The 15,240-nt window shown below is 63.3% G+C and carries 19 protein-coding genes; 8 read left to right on the top strand and 11 right to left on the bottom strand.

Features of this window, described 5'->3' with window-relative positions:
* Positions 1-4: 4 nt before the first annotated feature.
* Entirely contained in the window at positions 5-1,387 is a 1,383-nt protein-coding gene (locus tag ACFO5X_RS14625) for a trypsin-like peptidase domain-containing protein (RefSeq protein WP_380718209.1), read from the bottom strand.
* A 116-nt stretch (positions 1,388-1,503) separates the two neighbouring features.
* Between ACFO5X_RS14625 and ACFO5X_RS14620 the strand changes: the two genes are divergently transcribed.
* On the top strand, positions 1,504-1,710 hold the full coding sequence (locus ACFO5X_RS14620) for a hypothetical protein (RefSeq protein ID WP_380718207.1): 207 nt from the start codon (positions 1,504-1,506) through the stop codon (positions 1,708-1,710).
* Entirely contained in the window at positions 1,703-2,158 is a 456-nt protein-coding gene (locus ACFO5X_RS14615) for a host attachment family protein (protein ID WP_380718206.1), read from the top strand. The genes ACFO5X_RS14620 and ACFO5X_RS14615 overlap by 8 nt, the downstream gene beginning before the upstream one ends.
* A 94-nt stretch (positions 2,159-2,252) precedes the next feature.
* Here ACFO5X_RS14615 and rplQ read toward each other — a convergent pair whose 3' ends face one another.
* The 8 genes from rplQ to ACFO5X_RS14575 form a co-directional block, all read right to left on the bottom strand.
* Positions 2,253-2,675: a 50S ribosomal protein L17 gene (gene rplQ / locus ACFO5X_RS14610; RefSeq protein WP_380718205.1), complete on the bottom strand. Its 423-nt coding sequence runs from the start codon at positions 2,673-2,675 to the stop codon at positions 2,253-2,255.
* Positions 2,676-2,821: 146 nt separating this feature from the next.
* The gene (locus ACFO5X_RS14605; RefSeq protein WP_380718204.1) at positions 2,822-3,838 is read right to left on the bottom strand and encodes a DNA-directed RNA polymerase subunit alpha; all 1,017 of its coding nucleotides are present in this window, start codon (positions 3,836-3,838) and stop codon (positions 2,822-2,824) included.
* Between the two features lie 112 nt (positions 3,839-3,950).
* On the bottom strand, positions 3,951-4,340 hold the full coding sequence (gene rpsK / locus ACFO5X_RS14600; protein ID WP_380718203.1) for a 30S ribosomal protein S11: 390 nt from the start codon (positions 4,338-4,340) through the stop codon (positions 3,951-3,953).
* 12 nt (positions 4,341-4,352) lie between these two features.
* The gene (gene rpsM / locus ACFO5X_RS14595) at positions 4,353-4,721 is read right to left on the bottom strand and encodes a 30S ribosomal protein S13 (protein ID WP_380718202.1); all 369 of its coding nucleotides are present in this window, start codon (positions 4,719-4,721) and stop codon (positions 4,353-4,355) included.
* A 309-nt stretch (positions 4,722-5,030) separates the two neighbouring features.
* Positions 5,031-5,675, bottom strand: a complete 645-nt coding sequence (locus ACFO5X_RS14590; protein ID WP_380718200.1) for an adenylate kinase — start codon at positions 5,673-5,675, stop codon at positions 5,031-5,033.
* Positions 5,672-7,039 carry a preprotein translocase subunit SecY gene (secY, locus tag ACFO5X_RS14585; RefSeq protein ID WP_380718199.1) on the bottom strand — a complete coding sequence of 456 codons (1,368 nt, stop codon included), beginning with the start codon at positions 7,037-7,039 and terminating at the stop codon, positions 5,672-5,674. Before secY ends, ACFO5X_RS14590 begins: the two co-directional genes overlap by 4 nt.
* 112 nt (positions 7,040-7,151) lie before the next feature.
* Positions 7,152-7,622 carry a 50S ribosomal protein L15 gene (gene rplO, locus ACFO5X_RS14580; RefSeq protein WP_380718198.1) on the bottom strand — a complete coding sequence of 157 codons (471 nt, stop codon included), beginning with the start codon at positions 7,620-7,622 and terminating at the stop codon, positions 7,152-7,154.
* Between the two features lie 156 nt (positions 7,623-7,778).
* Positions 7,779-8,147, bottom strand: coding sequence for a tellurite resistance TerB family protein (locus ACFO5X_RS14575; protein ID WP_380719512.1), 369 nt, complete (start codon positions 8,145-8,147; stop codon positions 7,779-7,781).
* A 172-nt stretch (positions 8,148-8,319) separates the two neighbouring features.
* Between ACFO5X_RS14575 and ACFO5X_RS14570 the strand changes: the two genes are divergently transcribed.
* Genes ACFO5X_RS14570 through ACFO5X_RS14560 form a run of 3 tightly spaced genes read left to right on the top strand, consistent with a single transcriptional unit; the run spans position 8,320 to position 11,114 of the window.
* The gene (locus tag ACFO5X_RS14570; protein WP_380718197.1) at positions 8,320-9,894 is read left to right on the top strand and encodes a lysine--tRNA ligase; all 1,575 of its coding nucleotides are present in this window, start codon (positions 8,320-8,322) and stop codon (positions 9,892-9,894) included.
* A gap of 32 nt (positions 9,895-9,926) precedes the next feature.
* Positions 9,927-10,655 carry a DUF4336 domain-containing protein gene (locus ACFO5X_RS14565; RefSeq protein ID WP_380718196.1) on the top strand — a complete coding sequence of 243 codons (729 nt, stop codon included), beginning with the start codon at positions 9,927-9,929 and terminating at the stop codon, positions 10,653-10,655.
* Positions 10,656-10,712: 57 nt separating this feature from the next.
* The gene (locus tag ACFO5X_RS14560; RefSeq protein ID WP_380718195.1) at positions 10,713-11,114 is read left to right on the top strand and encodes a DUF4864 domain-containing protein; all 402 of its coding nucleotides are present in this window, start codon (positions 10,713-10,715) and stop codon (positions 11,112-11,114) included.
* Between the two features lie 113 nt (positions 11,115-11,227).
* Here the strand turns inward: ACFO5X_RS14560 and ACFO5X_RS14555 are convergent, their stop codons facing one another.
* Both ACFO5X_RS14555 and ACFO5X_RS14550 read right to left on the bottom strand, forming a co-directional pair.
* Positions 11,228-11,704, bottom strand: a complete 477-nt coding sequence (locus tag ACFO5X_RS14555; RefSeq protein WP_380718194.1) for a HugZ family pyridoxamine 5'-phosphate oxidase — start codon at positions 11,702-11,704, stop codon at positions 11,228-11,230.
* 20 nt (positions 11,705-11,724) lie between these two features.
* Entirely contained in the window at positions 11,725-12,375 is a 651-nt protein-coding gene (locus ACFO5X_RS14550; protein ID WP_380718193.1) for a hypothetical protein, read from the bottom strand.
* Between the two features lie 135 nt (positions 12,376-12,510).
* On the opposite strand from ACFO5X_RS14550, the gene parA reads away from it, so the two are divergent.
* The 3 genes from parA to ACFO5X_RS14535 are packed head-to-tail and all read left to right on the top strand — an operon-like array spanning position 12,511 to position 15,209.
* Entirely contained in the window at positions 12,511-13,143 is a 633-nt protein-coding gene (parA, locus tag ACFO5X_RS14545) for a ParA family partition ATPase (protein WP_380718192.1), read from the top strand.
* Between the two features lie 57 nt (positions 13,144-13,200).
* The gene (locus ACFO5X_RS14540; protein ID WP_380718191.1) at positions 13,201-14,124 is read left to right on the top strand and encodes an aminotransferase class IV; all 924 of its coding nucleotides are present in this window, start codon (positions 13,201-13,203) and stop codon (positions 14,122-14,124) included.
* On the top strand, positions 14,121-15,209 hold the full coding sequence (locus ACFO5X_RS14535) for a M24 family metallopeptidase (protein WP_380718190.1): 1,089 nt from the start codon (positions 14,121-14,123) through the stop codon (positions 15,207-15,209). The genes ACFO5X_RS14540 and ACFO5X_RS14535 overlap by 4 nt, the downstream gene beginning before the upstream one ends.
* Positions 15,210-15,240 lie beyond the last annotated feature (31 nt).

The following is a 15,240-nucleotide window of genomic DNA, read 5'->3' as shown; positions in this document are numbered from 1 at the left end:
GTGCCTAAAGCCGGAACTGCAGCGTGACCCGCTGGCCGCCGCGCAGAATGTCGACGCGCAGACGCCGGCCCGGATCGGTCAGCGCGCGCACCACGTCTCCGCTTGTCGCCATGTCCTGCCCGTTGATCTGGGCCAGAACGTCGCCCAGGCGGAACCCGGCACGCGCGCCCAGTGGGCCGGGATCGGTGACAACCACTCCCTCGACATTGAGCGCCCCGGGAAGCCGCGCGATCACCGCCGGATTGGCCCGCGCCACCCGCAGGCCGGGCACGGCAGTATCGTCCCCCAATGTGACTTCTTCTGCGGGCGGCTCATCAGGGGCCTGCGACATCACCACCGAGAGTTCGCGGGTGTCGCCGTCGCGGCTGAGCCGGATCGTGGTTGCGTTGCCGATACCGGCGATGCTCATGCGGAAGAGCATTTCCGAGGGCGAGTTGACCGGCTCGCCGTCGACATGGGTGATCACGTCGCCGACCTCGACCCCGGCCGCCTTGAACGGGCTCTGGTCGTGCATATCGCTGATCACGATGCCCTCGGGCACCGCCAGTCCCAGCGAACCGGCCAGATCGCCATCGACCGGTTGCCCGGCCATGCCGGCCCACGGCCGCTGGAAGCTGTGTTCGCCTGCCCGGGCCTGGCTGACGAATTGCGCCACGAGATTCGCCGGAATGGCAAAGCCTATGCCGTTCGATCCGCCGGACCGGCTGAGGATCGAGGTATTGATGCCGATCAGCCGGCCGTTCACGTCGATCAGGGCGCCACCCGAGTTGCCGGGGTTGATCGGAGCATCGGTCTGGATGAAATACCCCCGCTCGTTCCCCGTGGCGATGCCCGAGCGCGCGAGCCCCGACACGATGCCGCTCGACACGGTTTGTCCGACGCCGAAGGGGTTGCCGATGGCCAGAACGAGTTCGCCGACCTCGACCTCGTCGCTGTCGCGAAGCTCGAGATGGGGCAATCCCTTGCCGCCGTCCAGCTGGAGAATGGCCAGATCGGCGTCCTGATCGGCCAGCACGACCTGTGCGTTGTATTCGCGGCGGTCTGCCATGACGACGCGGATTTCGGTCGCCATCCCCACGACGTGGAAGTTGGTGACGGCATAGCCGTCTTCGGACAGGATCACGCCGGAGCCGAGCGAGTTCTGAACCCTTGGGCGCGGTGTGCCGAAGCCCTTGAAGAACTGCTGAAAGAAGGGGTCATCGGCGAAGGGACTTTGCTGGGCCTCGATCACGCGTCGGGCGTAGATGTTGACCACCGCGGGCGCGGCCTGTTTGACCAGCGGTGCGAAGCCCAGAGAGATTTCGGCCGGTGAGGACGGCACGCGCGTCTCGGCGGCGACCGGCGCAGCCAGGGCAATTGCGGTGATCGTCAGGATGGTGCGGAACATGGAAACCCTCCGTCTTTGCGGCAGATATGCTTGGCCGATCGCGGCAATGCAAGGCGACAGGTCCGGAACATTCACCATGTCGGGGCGTTTCCCCTCCGAACAGAAAGGGAGCACTGATGACCAAGTCTCGTGAAACCGAACGTCCCAAAAGGGAAACGGACCAATATCTGGACGATGCTGCGACACCGGGTCAGCAGGGTCGCGCGGGTGGGGATCTTGAGCGCAAGGTCGGCACCCGCGACATGCTAAAGCGCGCCACGCAGGATCGGCCGGGCGCCACGCGCGTGCGCAAGGCGGACGAGAAGGAGAATGACGATGGCTGAATTGAAGGAAGGAACTTGGGTGGTTGTGACTGACAGCGAAAAAGCGCTGTTCCTGCGCAACCTCACCGACCACGAAGACCCGAATTTCGAGGTGGTGAGCAAGGAAGAGCAGGAAAACCCGCCGAGCCGTGAACAGGGCGCCAATCGACCTGGGCGCATGAACGACAACGGACAGGGCCAGAAATCGGCCATGGACGACACAGACTGGCATCAACTGGCGAAGGAGCGCTTTGCTGCCGATCTGTCGGACAGGCTGTATGCCCGGGCGCACCGCGGTGACTTTGACTCTCTCGTGCTGGTGGCGTCGCCGCAGGTTCTGGGCAACCTGCGCGAGTCGCTTCACAAGGAAGTTTCGGACAAAATCATTGCGGAAGTCCCCAAGACCCTAACCAATCATCCGCTGAGCGAGATTGAAAAGCTGGTCAAGAGCGAGCTTGACGCCGCCTGAGGCTGGACGGTCAGACTACGGGTTCTTCAACATACACAAACCCCCGCTCGGCGCACGAGCGGGGGTTTCTTTTCATCCTGAGACGGGACGAGTTTTATTCTTCGGCAGCAGCTTCTTCAGCTTCAAGACGGGCCTTGTCGGCTGCGCCCTTGGCGTCGCGGTCGCGGTCCACGAATTCGATGATCGCCATCGGCGCCATGTCGCCATAGCGGAAGCCGGCTTTCAGCACGCGCACATAACCGCCGTTGCGGTCCTTGTAGCGGGGGCCGAGCACGTCGAACAGCTTGATGACGTCCTTGTCTTCCTTGAGCTTGGACGCGGCCTGGCGGCGGGCGTGCAGATCGCCGCGCTTGGCCAGCGTGATCATCTTTTCGATGATCGGGCGCAGTTCCTTGGCCTTCGGCAGGGTCGTCTTGATCTGCTCGTGCTCGATCAGCGAGCCGGCCATGTTCGAGAACAGCGCCTTGCGGTGTTCGTGAGTACGGTTCAGGCGGCGATAGCCGCGGGCGTGACGCATGTCAGTCTCCTACTTATGCTTTGTACGACCGCCGGTGCGTGGCCGGAGGCTCTGTTGGGGCACCATTGCCCTTGTTTTCCCCGGCTGTCCGGGCATTTGTCTTGCGGGTCGGCGGGGTCAAGCCCCGCCCTACCCGGGCGCAGCTTTCAGAACGCGTCTTCGAACTTCTTCGCCAGATCCTCGATGTTGTCTGGCGGCCAGTCCTCGACGTCCATGCCCAGATGCAGGCCCATGCCCGAGAGCACTTCCTTGATCTCGTTCAGCGACTTGCGGCCGAAGTTCGGGGTGCGGAGCATCTCGGCTTCGGTCTTCTGGATCAGGTCGCCGATATAGACAATGTTGTCGTTCTTCAGGCAGTTCGCAGAACGCACCGACAGTTCCAGTTCGTCCACCTTCTTGAGCAACAGCGGGTTGAACTCCAGCCCGTCGTCATCGTCGGACCGCGAGGCGCTTTCCGGCTCGTCGAAGTTGACGAAGATCGACAGCTGATCCTGGAGGATGCGCGCGGCATAGGCCACGGCGTCGTCCGGGGTCAGCGAGCCGTCGGTCTCGATCTTCATGGTCAGCTTGTCATAGTCCAGAACCTGGCCCTCGCGGGTAGGCTGGACGTCATAGCTGACCTTCTTGACCGGCGAGTAGATCGCATCGATCGGGATCAGGCCGATCGGTGCGTCTTCCGGCTTGTTCTTGTCGGCCGAGACATAGCCCTTGCCGGTGTTCACAGTCAGTTCCATGAACAGGTCGGCGCCGTCGTCCAGGTGGCAGATCACATGGTCGCGGTTCAGGACCTCGATGCCATTGCTTTCGCTGATGTCACCGGCAGTCACAACCGCCGGACCCTTTGCGTTGATCGAAAGGCGCTTGGGGCCTTCGACTTCCATGCGCAGGCTGACGCCCTTGAGGTTCAGCACGATGTCGGTGACGTCTTCACGCACACCGGCCACGCTGGAAAACTCGTGCAGGACGTTGTCGATCTGGACCGAGGTGATCGCGGCCCCCTGAAGCGACGACAGCAGGATGCGGCGCAGCGCGTTGCCCAGAGTCAGACCAAAGCCGCGCTCCAGCGGTTCGGCGATGACGGTGGCCTGCCGCGCCGGGTCGTTGCCCGGCTTGACGTCAAGCTGGGTCGGCTTGATCAGTTCAGCCCAATTCTTGTGGATCATGCGGTCCCTCCATTCCTGCCTGCGCCCCATGTCCGTAAGGTGCAAACGCTCGAGGTTTCAAAATGACGGATGGGGGCCGCGCGCAAAGCACGACCCCCGAAAGGTAAAAGTGTCAGACCCGGCGGCGCTTCGGCGGGCGGCAGCCGTTGTGGGCCATCGGCGTCACGTCACGGATCGAAGTGATGTTGAAGCCGACGGCGGCCAGGGCGCGCAGCGCGCTCTCGCGGCCCGAACCGGGGCCCTGCACTTCGACTTCGAGCGTCTTCACACCGTGTTCCTGCGCCTTGCGGCCTGCATCTTCGGCGGCCATCTGGGCGGCATAGGGGGTCGACTTGCGCGACCCCTTGAAGCCCATCGTGCCGGCGGACGACCAGGAGATCGCGTTGCCCTGCACGTCGGAGATCAGGATCTTGGTGTTGTTGAAGGACGAGTTCACATGCGCAACGCCAGCGGCGATGTTCTTGGAAACCTTGCGCTTGACGCGGGTTTTTTCGCGAGCCATCTGCCTGCCTCCTTATTTCTTCTTGCCGGCAATGGCCTTTGCGGGGCCTTTGCGGGTGCGAGCGTTGGTGTGGGTCCGCTGACCGCGCACCGGGAGGTTGCGGCGATGGCGCAGGCCGCGGTAGCAGCCGAGGTCCATCAGGCGCTTGATGTTCATCTGGGTCTCGCGACGCAGGTCGCCTTCGACGGTGTAGTTGGCGTCGATGTGCTCGCGGATGGCGAGAACTTCGGAATCCGACAGCTCGTTGACACGACGGGTCTGGTCGATGCCGACGGCATCGCAGATCGCCTTGGCCGAGGTATGGCCGATTCCGGTGATATAGGTGAGGGCGATGGGAACCCGCTTGGCAGTCGGGATGTTCACGCCGGCAATACGTGCCACGGTCGTCTTTCCTTTCGTCGCGGGTCCGTCGTGCCAGACCCTTTTTTCACAACATGAACCGGGCGGGAGACCCGTCCGGTCCGGCAAAACTTCGAGGTGATCCGTGCGATCCGTTAAGGAATCGCACACGAAGTGATTCCCTTTCGGGATGGTGCGTCCTAGTGGGAAACGGGAGGAGGGTCAAGAGCTTCGGGCGAGACGGTTGCAGAGGCTTGGAGTGCCGGGTCGAAACTGTGCCGTTTCAAATGGAAACGGCGGCACACCCGAGGCGCCCGCCGTTGCTGTTGCGCAAAGCCGCTTCCGCGCGGTTCAGCCGCCCAGAACCTTCGCGATCGCCGCTTTGACCGAATCCATGTCGGCCAGACCGTCGACCTTCGAGAGCTTGTCCTTGGCGTAATAGTATCCGATCAGCGGCGATGTCTTCTTGTAATATTCCATCAGCCGGGTGCGCAGCGATTCTTCATTGTCGTCCGCCCGGCGCTTGAACTCGGTGCCGCCGCAGTTGGTGCATTTTCCGTTTGCCGGGATCGGTTTGGTGTTGTCGTTGTAGACTTCGCCGCAGGTGCCGCAGGTCGAGCGCGCAGTGATCCGAGCCACCAGCGCTGCATCGTCCACTTCCATCTCGATCACGGCATCCAGCTTTTGCCCGGTCTCGGCGAGAAGTTCGCCCAGCGCATCGGCCTGCTTCAGCGTGCGCGGAAAGCCGTCGAAGATGAACCCGGTCCCCTTGCCGCTTTCCAGCTGTTCCCGGATCAGGCCGATGACGATCTCATCCGTCACCAGCTCGCCCCGCGCCATCACTCCGGCAACCAGGTTGCCCATCTCGGTACCCGAGTCCTTGGCGGCGCGCAGCATGTCCCCCGTGCTGAGCTGGACCATCCCACGCTCGTCGACAAGAAAGCGGGCCTGGGTGCCCTTGCCGGCCCCCGGGGGCCCGAGAAGTATGATGTTCATCGACGCGCAGGACTCCGTTTGGTGGTGCGTTTCTTGCTGCGCCCGCGCAGCTGCGATTTCTCGATCAGACCTTCGTACTGGTGGGCCAGAAGGTGGCTCTGGATCTGCTGGATCGTGTCCATCGTGACCGAGACGACGATCAGAACCGAAGTGCCGCCGAAGTAGAAGGGAACCGAGAACTGGTGCCGCAGGATTTCCGGCAGCAGGCAGACCAGCGCCAGATATGCGGAGCCAAGGACGAGGATGCGGTTGACCACGTATTCGAGATATTCCGCCGTCTTCTTGCCGGGACGGATGCCGGGCACGAAGCCGTTCTGGTTCTTGAGGTTGTCCGCCACGTCATCCGGCTTGAACGCAACGTTGAACGTGTAGAAGTAGGCAAAGAACACGATCATTGCGACGAAGAACAGCAGATACAGCGGCTGGCCGGGGCCGAAGTTGGCCAGCAGCCACGACATGACTGAACCCGAGGCAGCACCCTGGCTGAAGGCCGAGATGGTGACCGGCAGCAGCAGCAGCGAGCTGGCGAAGATCGCCGGGATCACGCCGGCCGGATTGACCTTGACCGGCAGGTGCGAGGAGCCGCCGTCATAGACCTTCATGCCGACCTGACGGCGCGGATATTGTATATGTATCTTGCGCAGGGCGCGTTCCATGAAGACGACAAAGGTGATCACCACCACGATCATCAACATGGCCCCGACGATGATCGCCGGGCTGATCGCACCCGACCGGCCCGAGGCAAAGAACTGCGCGAGGGCAGCCGGAACTTCGGCGATGATCCCGACGAAGATGATCAGCGAGATACCGTTGCCGATCCCGCGCGAGGTGATCTGCTCGCCCAGCCACATCAGGAACATGGTGCCCCCGACGATGGTGATCATGCAGGAGATGCGGAAGAACAGGCCTGGGTCGGTCGCCAGATCGCCCGATTCCAGACTGACGGCGAGGCCATAGGCCTGCGCCGTTGCCAGAATGACGGTACCGTAGCGCGTATACTGGTTGATCTTCTTGCGGCCCTGCTCGCCCTCTTTCTTCAGCTGTTCGAGCGAGGGCACCATCGCTGCCAGCAGCTGAACGATGATCGAGGCCGAGATATAGGGCATGATGCCCAGGGCGAAGATGCCCATCCGGCCCAGGGCACCGCCAGTGAACATGGAGACCATGCCACCGATCCCCTGCCCCGCCTGTTCCATGAACTGACGCAGCGCATTGCCGTCGATGCCGGGAACCGGAAGGTAGGTGCCAAGGCGATAGACGATCAGAAGACCGAGCGTGAACAGGATCCGGTTGCGCAGATCCGTCGCCTTGCCGAGCGCTGCCCAGCTGGTGTTGGCGGCCATCTGCTCTGCTGCTGATACCATGATGAAAGGGGTCTCTATCTGGTGCTGCGCCGCCTCGGACCGTTTTCGGGTCCGGGCGGCGCCAGGGAAAACTCTAGACTATGTAAGCGGCACGGGCGCCGCTCACAACCCGTCACTCGGTCGCGGGCGCCGCCTTGACCGTGAGCGAGCCGCCGGCCTTTTCGACCATCTCAACCGCCGACTTGGATGCGCCGGTGACCTCGATAGTGGCTTTCGCGCTGAAGTCACCCTTGGCCAGGACGCGGATGCCGTCGAGCTTGCGACGGACCAGACCGCTGGACACCAGCGTGTCTTCGGTGATCGAGGCAGCGTCCAGCTTCTTGGCGTCGATGAACTTCTGGATCAGGCCCAGGTTCACAACGGCGAAGGATTTCTGGTTCGGCTTGTTGAAGCCGCGCTTGGGCAGGCGCTGATAGAGCGGCATCTGACCGCCTTCATAGCCATTCAGGGCCACGCCTGAACGGGATTTCTGGCCCTTGATACCGCGGCCTGCGGTCTTGCCCTTGCCCGAACCCGGGCCGCGCGCCACGCGCTTCTTGCGTTTGGTCGCGCCTTCGTTGTCGCGCAGTTCATGAAGTTTCATTGTCGCTTCTCCTTGCCGGATGCGGCCCCCAGCGACGGGAGCGGCCGACCACGGCGTTTCAAATCTGGTTTCGAGTCGCCCCGCATGAGGCCACCGGGGGCGTATAGGCGAGGAGCGCGCGCAGTTCAAGCACGATGCACCGCCCCCCTCCGCGGCTCAGGTCTGGTGCCGTGCCCGGGCTCCGCGTTCAATGGCGGCGGCGTGCAGCCGGTCGAGGCTGAGCTCGTAGCGGATCTCTTCCAGCATCCGGTTCTCGTTCTCGGTAATCGTGCCATCGGCAGCGGCCACGTCGCAGGCCAGCGCATAGGCGGTCTCGAACAGCCGCTCGGGGAGGTTGTCGCGGATCAGGCCGAAGAGCGCGTCGAGGCCGTCTTCCTGTTCGAAGAGGGAGAATACGGTCTGGCTGACCTCTTTCATGCGATTGATGTCATAGTCTGCGAAAACCGGCAGATGGTTGACCGATGCCTGGATACGGACAAGTTCGGAGGTTCGGATGTTTTCGTCGGCGGCCGAGACAGCGACCATGAGGGCGACGAGGCAATCCTGTTCGCTGAGCGGGTGGTCGAGGGTATCGGGCACGGGCGCGATCCTTACGATTGAATTGTGATTGGAGCCCAAATTATTGACGTCGCTGCATTCGCACAATAGGTAGCGACGTCACGCCGCGCCCGGCGCGGCCCTGACCCCGGAGACTGAAATGCCGACCATGCGCGACGCCGCCCTGAGTTCGAAAGCCTGGCCCTTCGACGAGGCGCGTCGCGTGCTGAAACGGTACGAGAAGGCGCCGCCGGAAAAGGGCTATGTGCTGTTCGAAACGGGTTACGGCCCGTCTGGGCTGCCGCATATCGGCACCTTTGGCGAAGTGGCGCGGACGACGATGATCAAGCGCGCCTTCGAGGAGATCTCGAACATCCCCACGCGCCTGATCTGCTTCTCGGACGACCTGGACGGGATGCGCAAGGTGCCCGGCAATGTGCCGAACCAGGAGATGCTGCGCGAATATCTGCAGATGCCGCTGACCAGCGTTCCCGATCCATTTGGGGAATACGAGAGCTTCGGGCACCACAACAACGCCATGCTGCGGCGGTTTCTCGACACCTTCGGGTTCGAATACGAATTCTACTCGGCCACCGAGTTCTACAAGTCGGGGCAATTCGACGCGACCCTTCGCCTGGCGGCCGAACGCTATGACGCAATCATGAAGGTCATGCTGAAATCGCTGCGGGAAGAGCGCCAGCAGACCTATTCGATCTTCCTGCCGATCCATCCGGAAACGGGGCGTGTGCTCTACGTTCCGATGAAAGAGGTGAACGCCGCCGAGGGCACCATCACCTTCGACGACGAAACGGGCCGCGAATGGACCCTGCCGGTGACCGGTGGCAACGTGAAGTTGCAGTGGAAGCCCGATTTTGGCGCCCGCTGGGCCGCGCTTGGCGTCGATTTCGAGATGTATGGCAAGGACCATTCGACCAATACCCCGATCTATGACGCGATCTGTGAAATTCTGGGCGTGAAGGCGCCCGAGCACTTCACCTATGAGCTGTTCCTTGACGAGAATGGCCAGAAGATTTCGAAATCATCGGGCAATGGTGTCAGCATCGACGAATGGCTGACCTATGCCAGCACCGAGAGCCTTGCGTATTTCATGTATCAGAAGCCGAAGACGGCCAAGCGGATGCATTTCGACGTGATCCCGAAGGCGGTGGACGAATACCACCAGCAGCTTCGGGCCTATCCGACGCAGGACGCGGCCGCGCAGTTGGCGAACCCGGTCTGGCACATCCATGGCGGCAAGGTGCCGGAGTCGACGCTGGTCGTGCCCTTTGCCATGCTGCTGAACCTGGCCTCGGTCTCGGGCGCGACGGACAAGGAGGCTCTGTGGGGCTTTATCCGCCGCTACGCACCCGACGCTTCGCCCGAAAGCCATCCCGATCTGGATCAGGCGGCGGGTTTTGCGGTTCGGTATTTCAACGATTTCGTTAAGCCGACCCGAAGCTTCCGTGCGCCGACCGACCAGGAGCGAGAGGCGCTTGAAGCCTTGCGGACCGAACTGGCAGCTTATGATGGACCGCTGGAGGACGAGGCACTGCAATCCGTGGTCTACGCTGTCGGCCGCGACCGCTTCGACCCGCTGCGTGGCTGGTTCACCGCACTCTACGAGGTTCTGCTGGGCGCCTCGCAAGGACCGCGCTTTGGCGGCTTCATCGCGCTTTATGGCGTCGCCGAGACCATCGCACTGATTGATGCCGCACTGGCGGGCGAGCTGGCCTGAAGCCGCCGCCCGTCCGGATAGGAAAGGGCGGGATGACCGGATACGAACCGCTGAATACCCTGAAGCCGGTGGCCGATGACATCTGGATCATCGATGCCCCGGCCATCCGATTCTTTGGCCTGCCTTTCCCCACACGGGCGACGGTGGTGCGGCTGGAAAACGGTGATCTCTGGGTGCATTCTCCAACCAAGCTGACACCGGAACTGACAGTTGAGTTGCGCGCCCTGGGGCCGGTCCGTCACCTGGTGGCACCGAACTGGATCCACTATGCATTCGTGACGGAATGGCAGAAGGTCTTTGGTGCGACGACCTGGGCGGCGCCCGGTGTGGCCCAGCGGGCGGAAAGCCGGGGACATGCGTTGCACATCGACCATCTGCTGGACCCGCTGCGCGCTGAGGCGCCCTGGGCCGGACAAATCGACCAGTTGATCGTGATGGGCAGCGACGTGCACCGCGAGGCGGTGTTCTTTCACCGCGCCTCTCGCACCCTGATCCTGACCGACCTGATCGAGAATTTTGAACCGCAGCTTCAGCCCTGGTACATGCGTCCGTTCCTGCGCCTTGCCGGGATCCTCGCGCCCCATGGCGGAATGCCGCGCGACATGCGGGCGACCTTCCGGGGCCATCATGACAGCCTGCGCGCGGCGGTCGAGCAGATGATCGGATGGGCGCCTGAGCGGTTGATCCTGGCACACGGGCGCTGGTTTGAGACGGGTGCCGTCGACGAATTACGCCGCGCTTTCGCGTTCCTGTTTTGCTGATTTTGATCCAGCGGAACCCCGCATCCGTATGATCAATGAATGTCAGGAGGCTGAACCATGCGCCAATTCCTCATCGCACTGCTCTTCCTCGTTGGTCCGGCGCTGCCGGTCATGGCCCAGACCGCCGAGATCGAAGGCACGATTTCCAGCCAGATCGAAGCCTTCAAGGCCGACGATTTCGGCCGCGCCTTCACCTTCGCCAGCCCGACGATCCAGGGCATGTTCCAGACACCCGAGAACTTCGGCAGCATGGTACGCGGCGGCTATCCGATGGTGTGGCGGCCGGCCGAGGTGCGCTATCTCGATCTGTCGGAACGAGGCGGCCGGCTATATCAGACCGTGCAGATCACAGATGGCGACGGCCGCACGCATCTTCTGGAATACGAGATGATCGAGCTCGACACCGGATGGAAGATCAACGGTGTTCGTCTGCTCGAGCCGCCGGGTGTGAACGCCTGATTCCGGCTCCTTAACGGCGACATGAGACCGCCTTCAAGTATTCTCCGGTGCAGCGGCAAATGACTCTGACGGCGGGGGATGACAACTGAGGGATTGGACAGCAGACGCCCTGTTCAGCCCGGCAGGCCCATGTCCGCGGAGGTCAGCGCAAAAGCTTTGCCGAAACCGCCGTTGAGATGGCCGCGCGTCACCGAAAAGCGGAACAGAGTGAAATCGGCGAACCCGATGTAGAGTTTCGCCTTGGGGTGGCCGCGCAGGTAATGCGCCGCCGTCGCTGCGCGCTGGTCTTCGTCGACGGCCACGGCGCGGGCAATCAGCGTGAGCCGCGGCAGGTTCAGCGGGTCGCCCTTGCCGTTGGCCTCGCCCAAAAGGAGCGCGGCGCGCGGGTCGGACACGATCGCGCGCGTATGCGCCGCCAGGCTGGAGATCAGGGTGAGCGGTGCGCCGTCGGGGGCGGTCCCAAAGGCAATACGGCTGACGAAGGGCGCCCCGTCCAGCGTCACCGCGAGGGCTGCGATGCGGGCGTTGGCGATCAGGTCGCGGGCCATCTGGCGGGCAGCTTCATCGGTCGGGCGGATGGGCGAGGGCATGCGCGCACGGTAGCGCGCGCCTAGAACCGGCGCCAGAGGGCGAGCGACAGTCCGGTGGTTTCGGTGCCGGATCGTTTGCGCTCGATCCCCAGCACCCAGACCGGTCCGCGCCGGCTTGCGATCCTCAGCTTTGCAGAGACGCGGCGTTCCGGGGTGTCCCAGCCGGTTCGCCCCACGCCGACCTCAAGCATCGGTTGCACCCGCGCCGCCCCCTTCCACCCCAGGGTGCCATCGAGTTTCCAGCCGAGGGCCGGTTCGCCGGAGCGGCGTTCGAGTGACGCGGTTAGGTCATACCACCCACGCGGCCAGCCGCGGCCATGGGACAGCGAAAGGCGATACATCGGCGCCCAGCCGTTTGCATCCTGCGCGGCGCCTGCACCGAATTCGACGGCAATGTGGCTCGTCCCCCTGATCCTGCTCAGCGGCAGGCGCAAGAACATCAGAGCATGTCCGGAAACGCCGGGCGTAAAATAGGCATCGACGCCAATCGTCAGCCGCGGTTTCCACCCGTATGTGCCGTAGAGGCCCACCTCCTGTTGCGCGCCTTGTGTGTTCCAGCGGTAGGTGCCGGAGGTGGACAGGAAGGCGGTGCCTTCGCTCTGCGGAAAGGCGCCGCCCGCCGCGATATGCGCCGGCCATATCAGCAGAAGTGAGATCAGCCAGATGCGCATGGAACACCTTTCGGCGGACAGGATGGTTAATCTCGGTTAACATCCCGTTACTGGCGCAGGGCGACCGGGGGAATATTCTTTCCGGAGCGTGGCGCTTGCGCTATGCTGCGGCGCAGCAACGTCTGAGAGGGCCTCGTGGGATATGTAGTGACCATCGCCCAGCAGAAGGGTGGCGCCGGCAAGACAACTTTGGCGGTGAACCTGGCCGTCGCCTTTGCGCAGGCTGGCAAATCCGTGGCCCTGATGGATATCGACCCGCAGGGCAGCGCCGGGCGCTGGTTCATGACAAGGGTCGAGGCGATGGAGGATCCGTTGCTCGACTTCTCGACCGCTTCGGCCTGGGGTGTATCCTATGAGTGCCGCAAGTTGGCCGATGCCCATGATATCGTGATCATCGACACGCCGCCCAAGGCCGACAGCGACCTGCGGCCTGCCCTGCGCGCCGCCGATCTGGTGCTGATTCCGGTGGCAACCAGCCATGTCGATCTCTGGGCTGTCGAAGCTGTGCTGGACCTGACCGAACGTGCCGAGACGCCCGCGCTGATGGTGATGACCCGTGCCCGACCGGGCACCAAGCTGTCTGCCGATGTGTCCGAGAAAGCGGCCGATATGGCGGCCGAAGTGGCTTCTTCGGCGATGGCAAACCGAGTGGTCTATGCCGAGACGCTGGGCGATGGCCGCTCGGTACTGGAGGCTCCGAAAGGCCCGGCCCATGCCGAAATGCAGGCACTGGTTGCCGAGATCGAAGCGGTCCTTGCCCGCAGCTGAATTGCGAATCGCGCCGATTGCCGACACCCTGCCGCGACCCGGCAAGGAGAATGGCGGATGGCCCCCGAAAGCAGCACGACCCACAGCGCCGAGGAGGATGCGCGCAACCGAGATATCCTGATCTGGGTGAATGGTGAATTGAAACACCGCGACGAGGCCAAGGTCTCGGTCTATGATTCGGGATTCATGCTGGGCGACGGCATGTGGGAGGGGATGCGCCTGTATAACGGCAAATGGGCGTTCTTTGACGAGCATATGGACCGCCTCTTCGACTCCTGCCGCGCCGTGAGCCTCGACATCGGCATGGATCGCGCGGGGGTGCTTGCGGCGCTGACCGAGACGGCGGCGGCCAATGGCATGACCCAAGACGTACACTGCCGGCTGATGGTGACGCGCGGCGCCAAGGTGCGGCCGTTTCAGCATCCCTCGCTTTCACGGTCGGGGCCGACGGTGGTGATCATCATGGAGCATTCGAAACCGGTCGACACGCTGCAATCGAAGGGGATCCGCCTGGCCACCGTGCCGCAGGTGCGCGGACTGCCGATGAGCCAGGATGCCAAATACAACAGCCATTCGAAGCTGAACTGCGTGATCGCCTGCCTGCAGGCGGAGCAGGCGGGCGCGGACGAGGCGCTGATGCTCGATCCGCATGGGTTCGTGAACACGACCAACGCCTGCAACTTCTTCATCGTGCGGAAAGGCCAAGTGTGGACGAGCACGGGCGACTACTGCATGAACGGTGTCACGCGACAGAAGGTGATCGACCTTTGCCGGGCCGATGGCATTCCGGTGTTCGAGAGGAATTACTCGCTGGTCGATGCCTATGGGGCGGACGAGGCCTTTCTGACCGGGACATTTGGTGCGCAGACGCCTGTTTCGGAGATCGATGGCAAGGCGATTGGCACCGAGGGCGGGCGAGGTCCGGTGTTCCGACGCATCCGTCAGCTTTACAAGGACCTCGTTCAGGAGACGACGCGATGAGCCGGTATGCGGAATACCGCGCGCTGGCGCAATCGCTGGGCGTCGATGCGGTAGCGCTGGTGCCGGGGCCGAATTTCGTGCGGCTGATGAAGCAGGATTTCCACAGTCATGAGCGGCCGCTTCTTCTCGTCATCCCGGCCGCGGGACCGGTGGCGGCCATCGTGCCGAACCTGGAGCTGTCGTCCTTCGCGAAACTGGGGTTCGAGGGCGAGGTTTTCGACTGGATGGACCAGAGCGGCTATGCTGGCGCTTTCGCGGCGCTGGCGCGGCACATCCCTTTAGGTTCGCTGGCGGTCGAGGGGCAAGTCATGCGTGTCTTTGTGCATCATGCCTTGGCCACCGCCTTTCCGGGGCTGAAAATCGTAGATGCCGAGCGCGAGATTTCCGGACTGCGGTTGCGCAAGACCGCCGAGGAGGTGGCGGCGCTGGAAGGGGCGATCCGGATTTCCGAGCTGGCGTTGGCCGAGGTGCTGGACGATGTGCGTATCGGCATGACCGAGACGCAGATCGAGGGGCATCTGATCCAGGCAATGTTCCGGCACGGGGCGTCCGAGCTGGCCTTTGGTCCGATTGTTGCGGCGGGTGAGAACTCCGCCCTGCCCCATGCGCACGCGCGCGACGTTCCGGTGCAGCCCGGCGATGCGCTGCTGTTCGACTGGGGCGCGCGACATGGCGGCTTCTGCGCCGACATCACGCGGACGGTGTTTGTCGGCCATGCCAGCGACGAGGCGCAGGCCGTGTACGAGACCGTGTTGCAGGCGAACCTGAAGGGCCATGAGGTGACGCGCGCCGGTATCACCGCACATGACGTGGATGATGCGGTGACGGGTGTGCTGGAGGCTTCGGTGTTTGCCGACAGGATCCGCACCAAGACCGGGCATGGCCTGGGGCGCGAGGTGCATGAGGCGCCTTATATCATGCGCGGCAACCGTCAGCTGCTGGAGCCCGGGATGGTGTTCACGAATGAACCGGGCCTCTATTGCATTGGCGGCTTCGGGGTACGCATCGAGGATGACATGCTCGTCACCCAGGATGGCTGCCGGTCACTGACGACATTCCCGAAAGGCTTGCGGATCCTCGGGTGACGCCATCGAACGCGTCACGTCTCGCGAAAAC

The sequence above is a fragment of the Seohaeicola nanhaiensis genome, assembly GCF_042654245.1.
GTDB lineage: Bacteria > Pseudomonadota > Alphaproteobacteria > Rhodobacterales > Rhodobacteraceae > Seohaeicola_A > Seohaeicola_A nanhaiensis.
The sequence above is the reverse complement of the archived record's forward strand: the minus strand, read 5'-3'. Positions and strand labels throughout refer to the sequence as shown.

Bases quoted from the DNA above. Each gene is read 5' to 3' on its own strand.
- ACFO5X_RS14625 (WP_380718209.1), bottom strand. From the start codon at position 1,387: ATGTTCCGCACCATCCTGACGATCACCGCAATTGCCCTGGCTGCGCCG.
- ACFO5X_RS14620 (WP_380718207.1), top strand. From the start codon at position 1,504: ATGACCAAGTCTCGTGAAACCGAACGTCCCAAAAGGGAAACGGACCAA.
- ACFO5X_RS14615 (WP_380718206.1), top strand. From the start codon at position 1,703: ATGGCTGAATTGAAGGAAGGAACTTGGGTGGTTGTGACTGACAGCGAA.
- rplQ (WP_380718205.1), bottom strand. From the start codon at position 2,675: ATGCGTCACGCCCGCGGCTATCGCCGCCTGAACCGTACTCACGAACAC.
- ACFO5X_RS14605 (WP_380718204.1), bottom strand. From the start codon at position 3,838: ATGATCCACAAGAATTGGGCTGAACTGATCAAGCCGACCCAGCTTGAC.
- rpsK (WP_380718203.1), bottom strand. From the start codon at position 4,340: ATGGCTCGCGAAAAAACCCGCGTCAAGCGCAAGGTTTCCAAGAACATC.
- ACFO5X_RS14590 (WP_380718200.1), bottom strand. From the start codon at position 5,675: ATGAACATCATACTTCTCGGGCCCCCGGGGGCCGGCAAGGGCACCCAG.
- secY (WP_380718199.1), bottom strand. From the start codon at position 7,039: ATGGTATCAGCAGCAGAGCAGATGGCCGCCAACACCAGCTGGGCAGCG.
- rplO (WP_380718198.1), bottom strand. From the start codon at position 7,622: ATGAAACTTCATGAACTGCGCGACAACGAAGGCGCGACCAAACGCAAG.
- ACFO5X_RS14575 (WP_380719512.1), bottom strand. From the start codon at position 8,147: ATGGTCGCTGTCTCGGCCGCCGACGAAAACATCCGAACCTCCGAACTT.
- ACFO5X_RS14570 (WP_380718197.1), top strand. From the start codon at position 8,320: ATGCCGACCATGCGCGACGCCGCCCTGAGTTCGAAAGCCTGGCCCTTC.
- ACFO5X_RS14565 (WP_380718196.1), top strand. From the start codon at position 9,927: ATGACCGGATACGAACCGCTGAATACCCTGAAGCCGGTGGCCGATGAC.
- ACFO5X_RS14560 (WP_380718195.1), top strand. From the start codon at position 10,713: ATGCGCCAATTCCTCATCGCACTGCTCTTCCTCGTTGGTCCGGCGCTG.
- ACFO5X_RS14555 (WP_380718194.1), bottom strand. From the start codon at position 11,704: ATGCCCTCGCCCATCCGCCCGACCGATGAAGCTGCCCGCCAGATGGCC.
- ACFO5X_RS14550 (WP_380718193.1), bottom strand. From the start codon at position 12,375: ATGCGCATCTGGCTGATCTCACTTCTGCTGATATGGCCGGCGCATATC.
- ACFO5X_RS14540 (WP_380718191.1), top strand. From the start codon at position 13,201: ATGGCCCCCGAAAGCAGCACGACCCACAGCGCCGAGGAGGATGCGCGC.
- ACFO5X_RS14535 (WP_380718190.1), top strand. From the start codon at position 14,121: ATGAGCCGGTATGCGGAATACCGCGCGCTGGCGCAATCGCTGGGCGTC.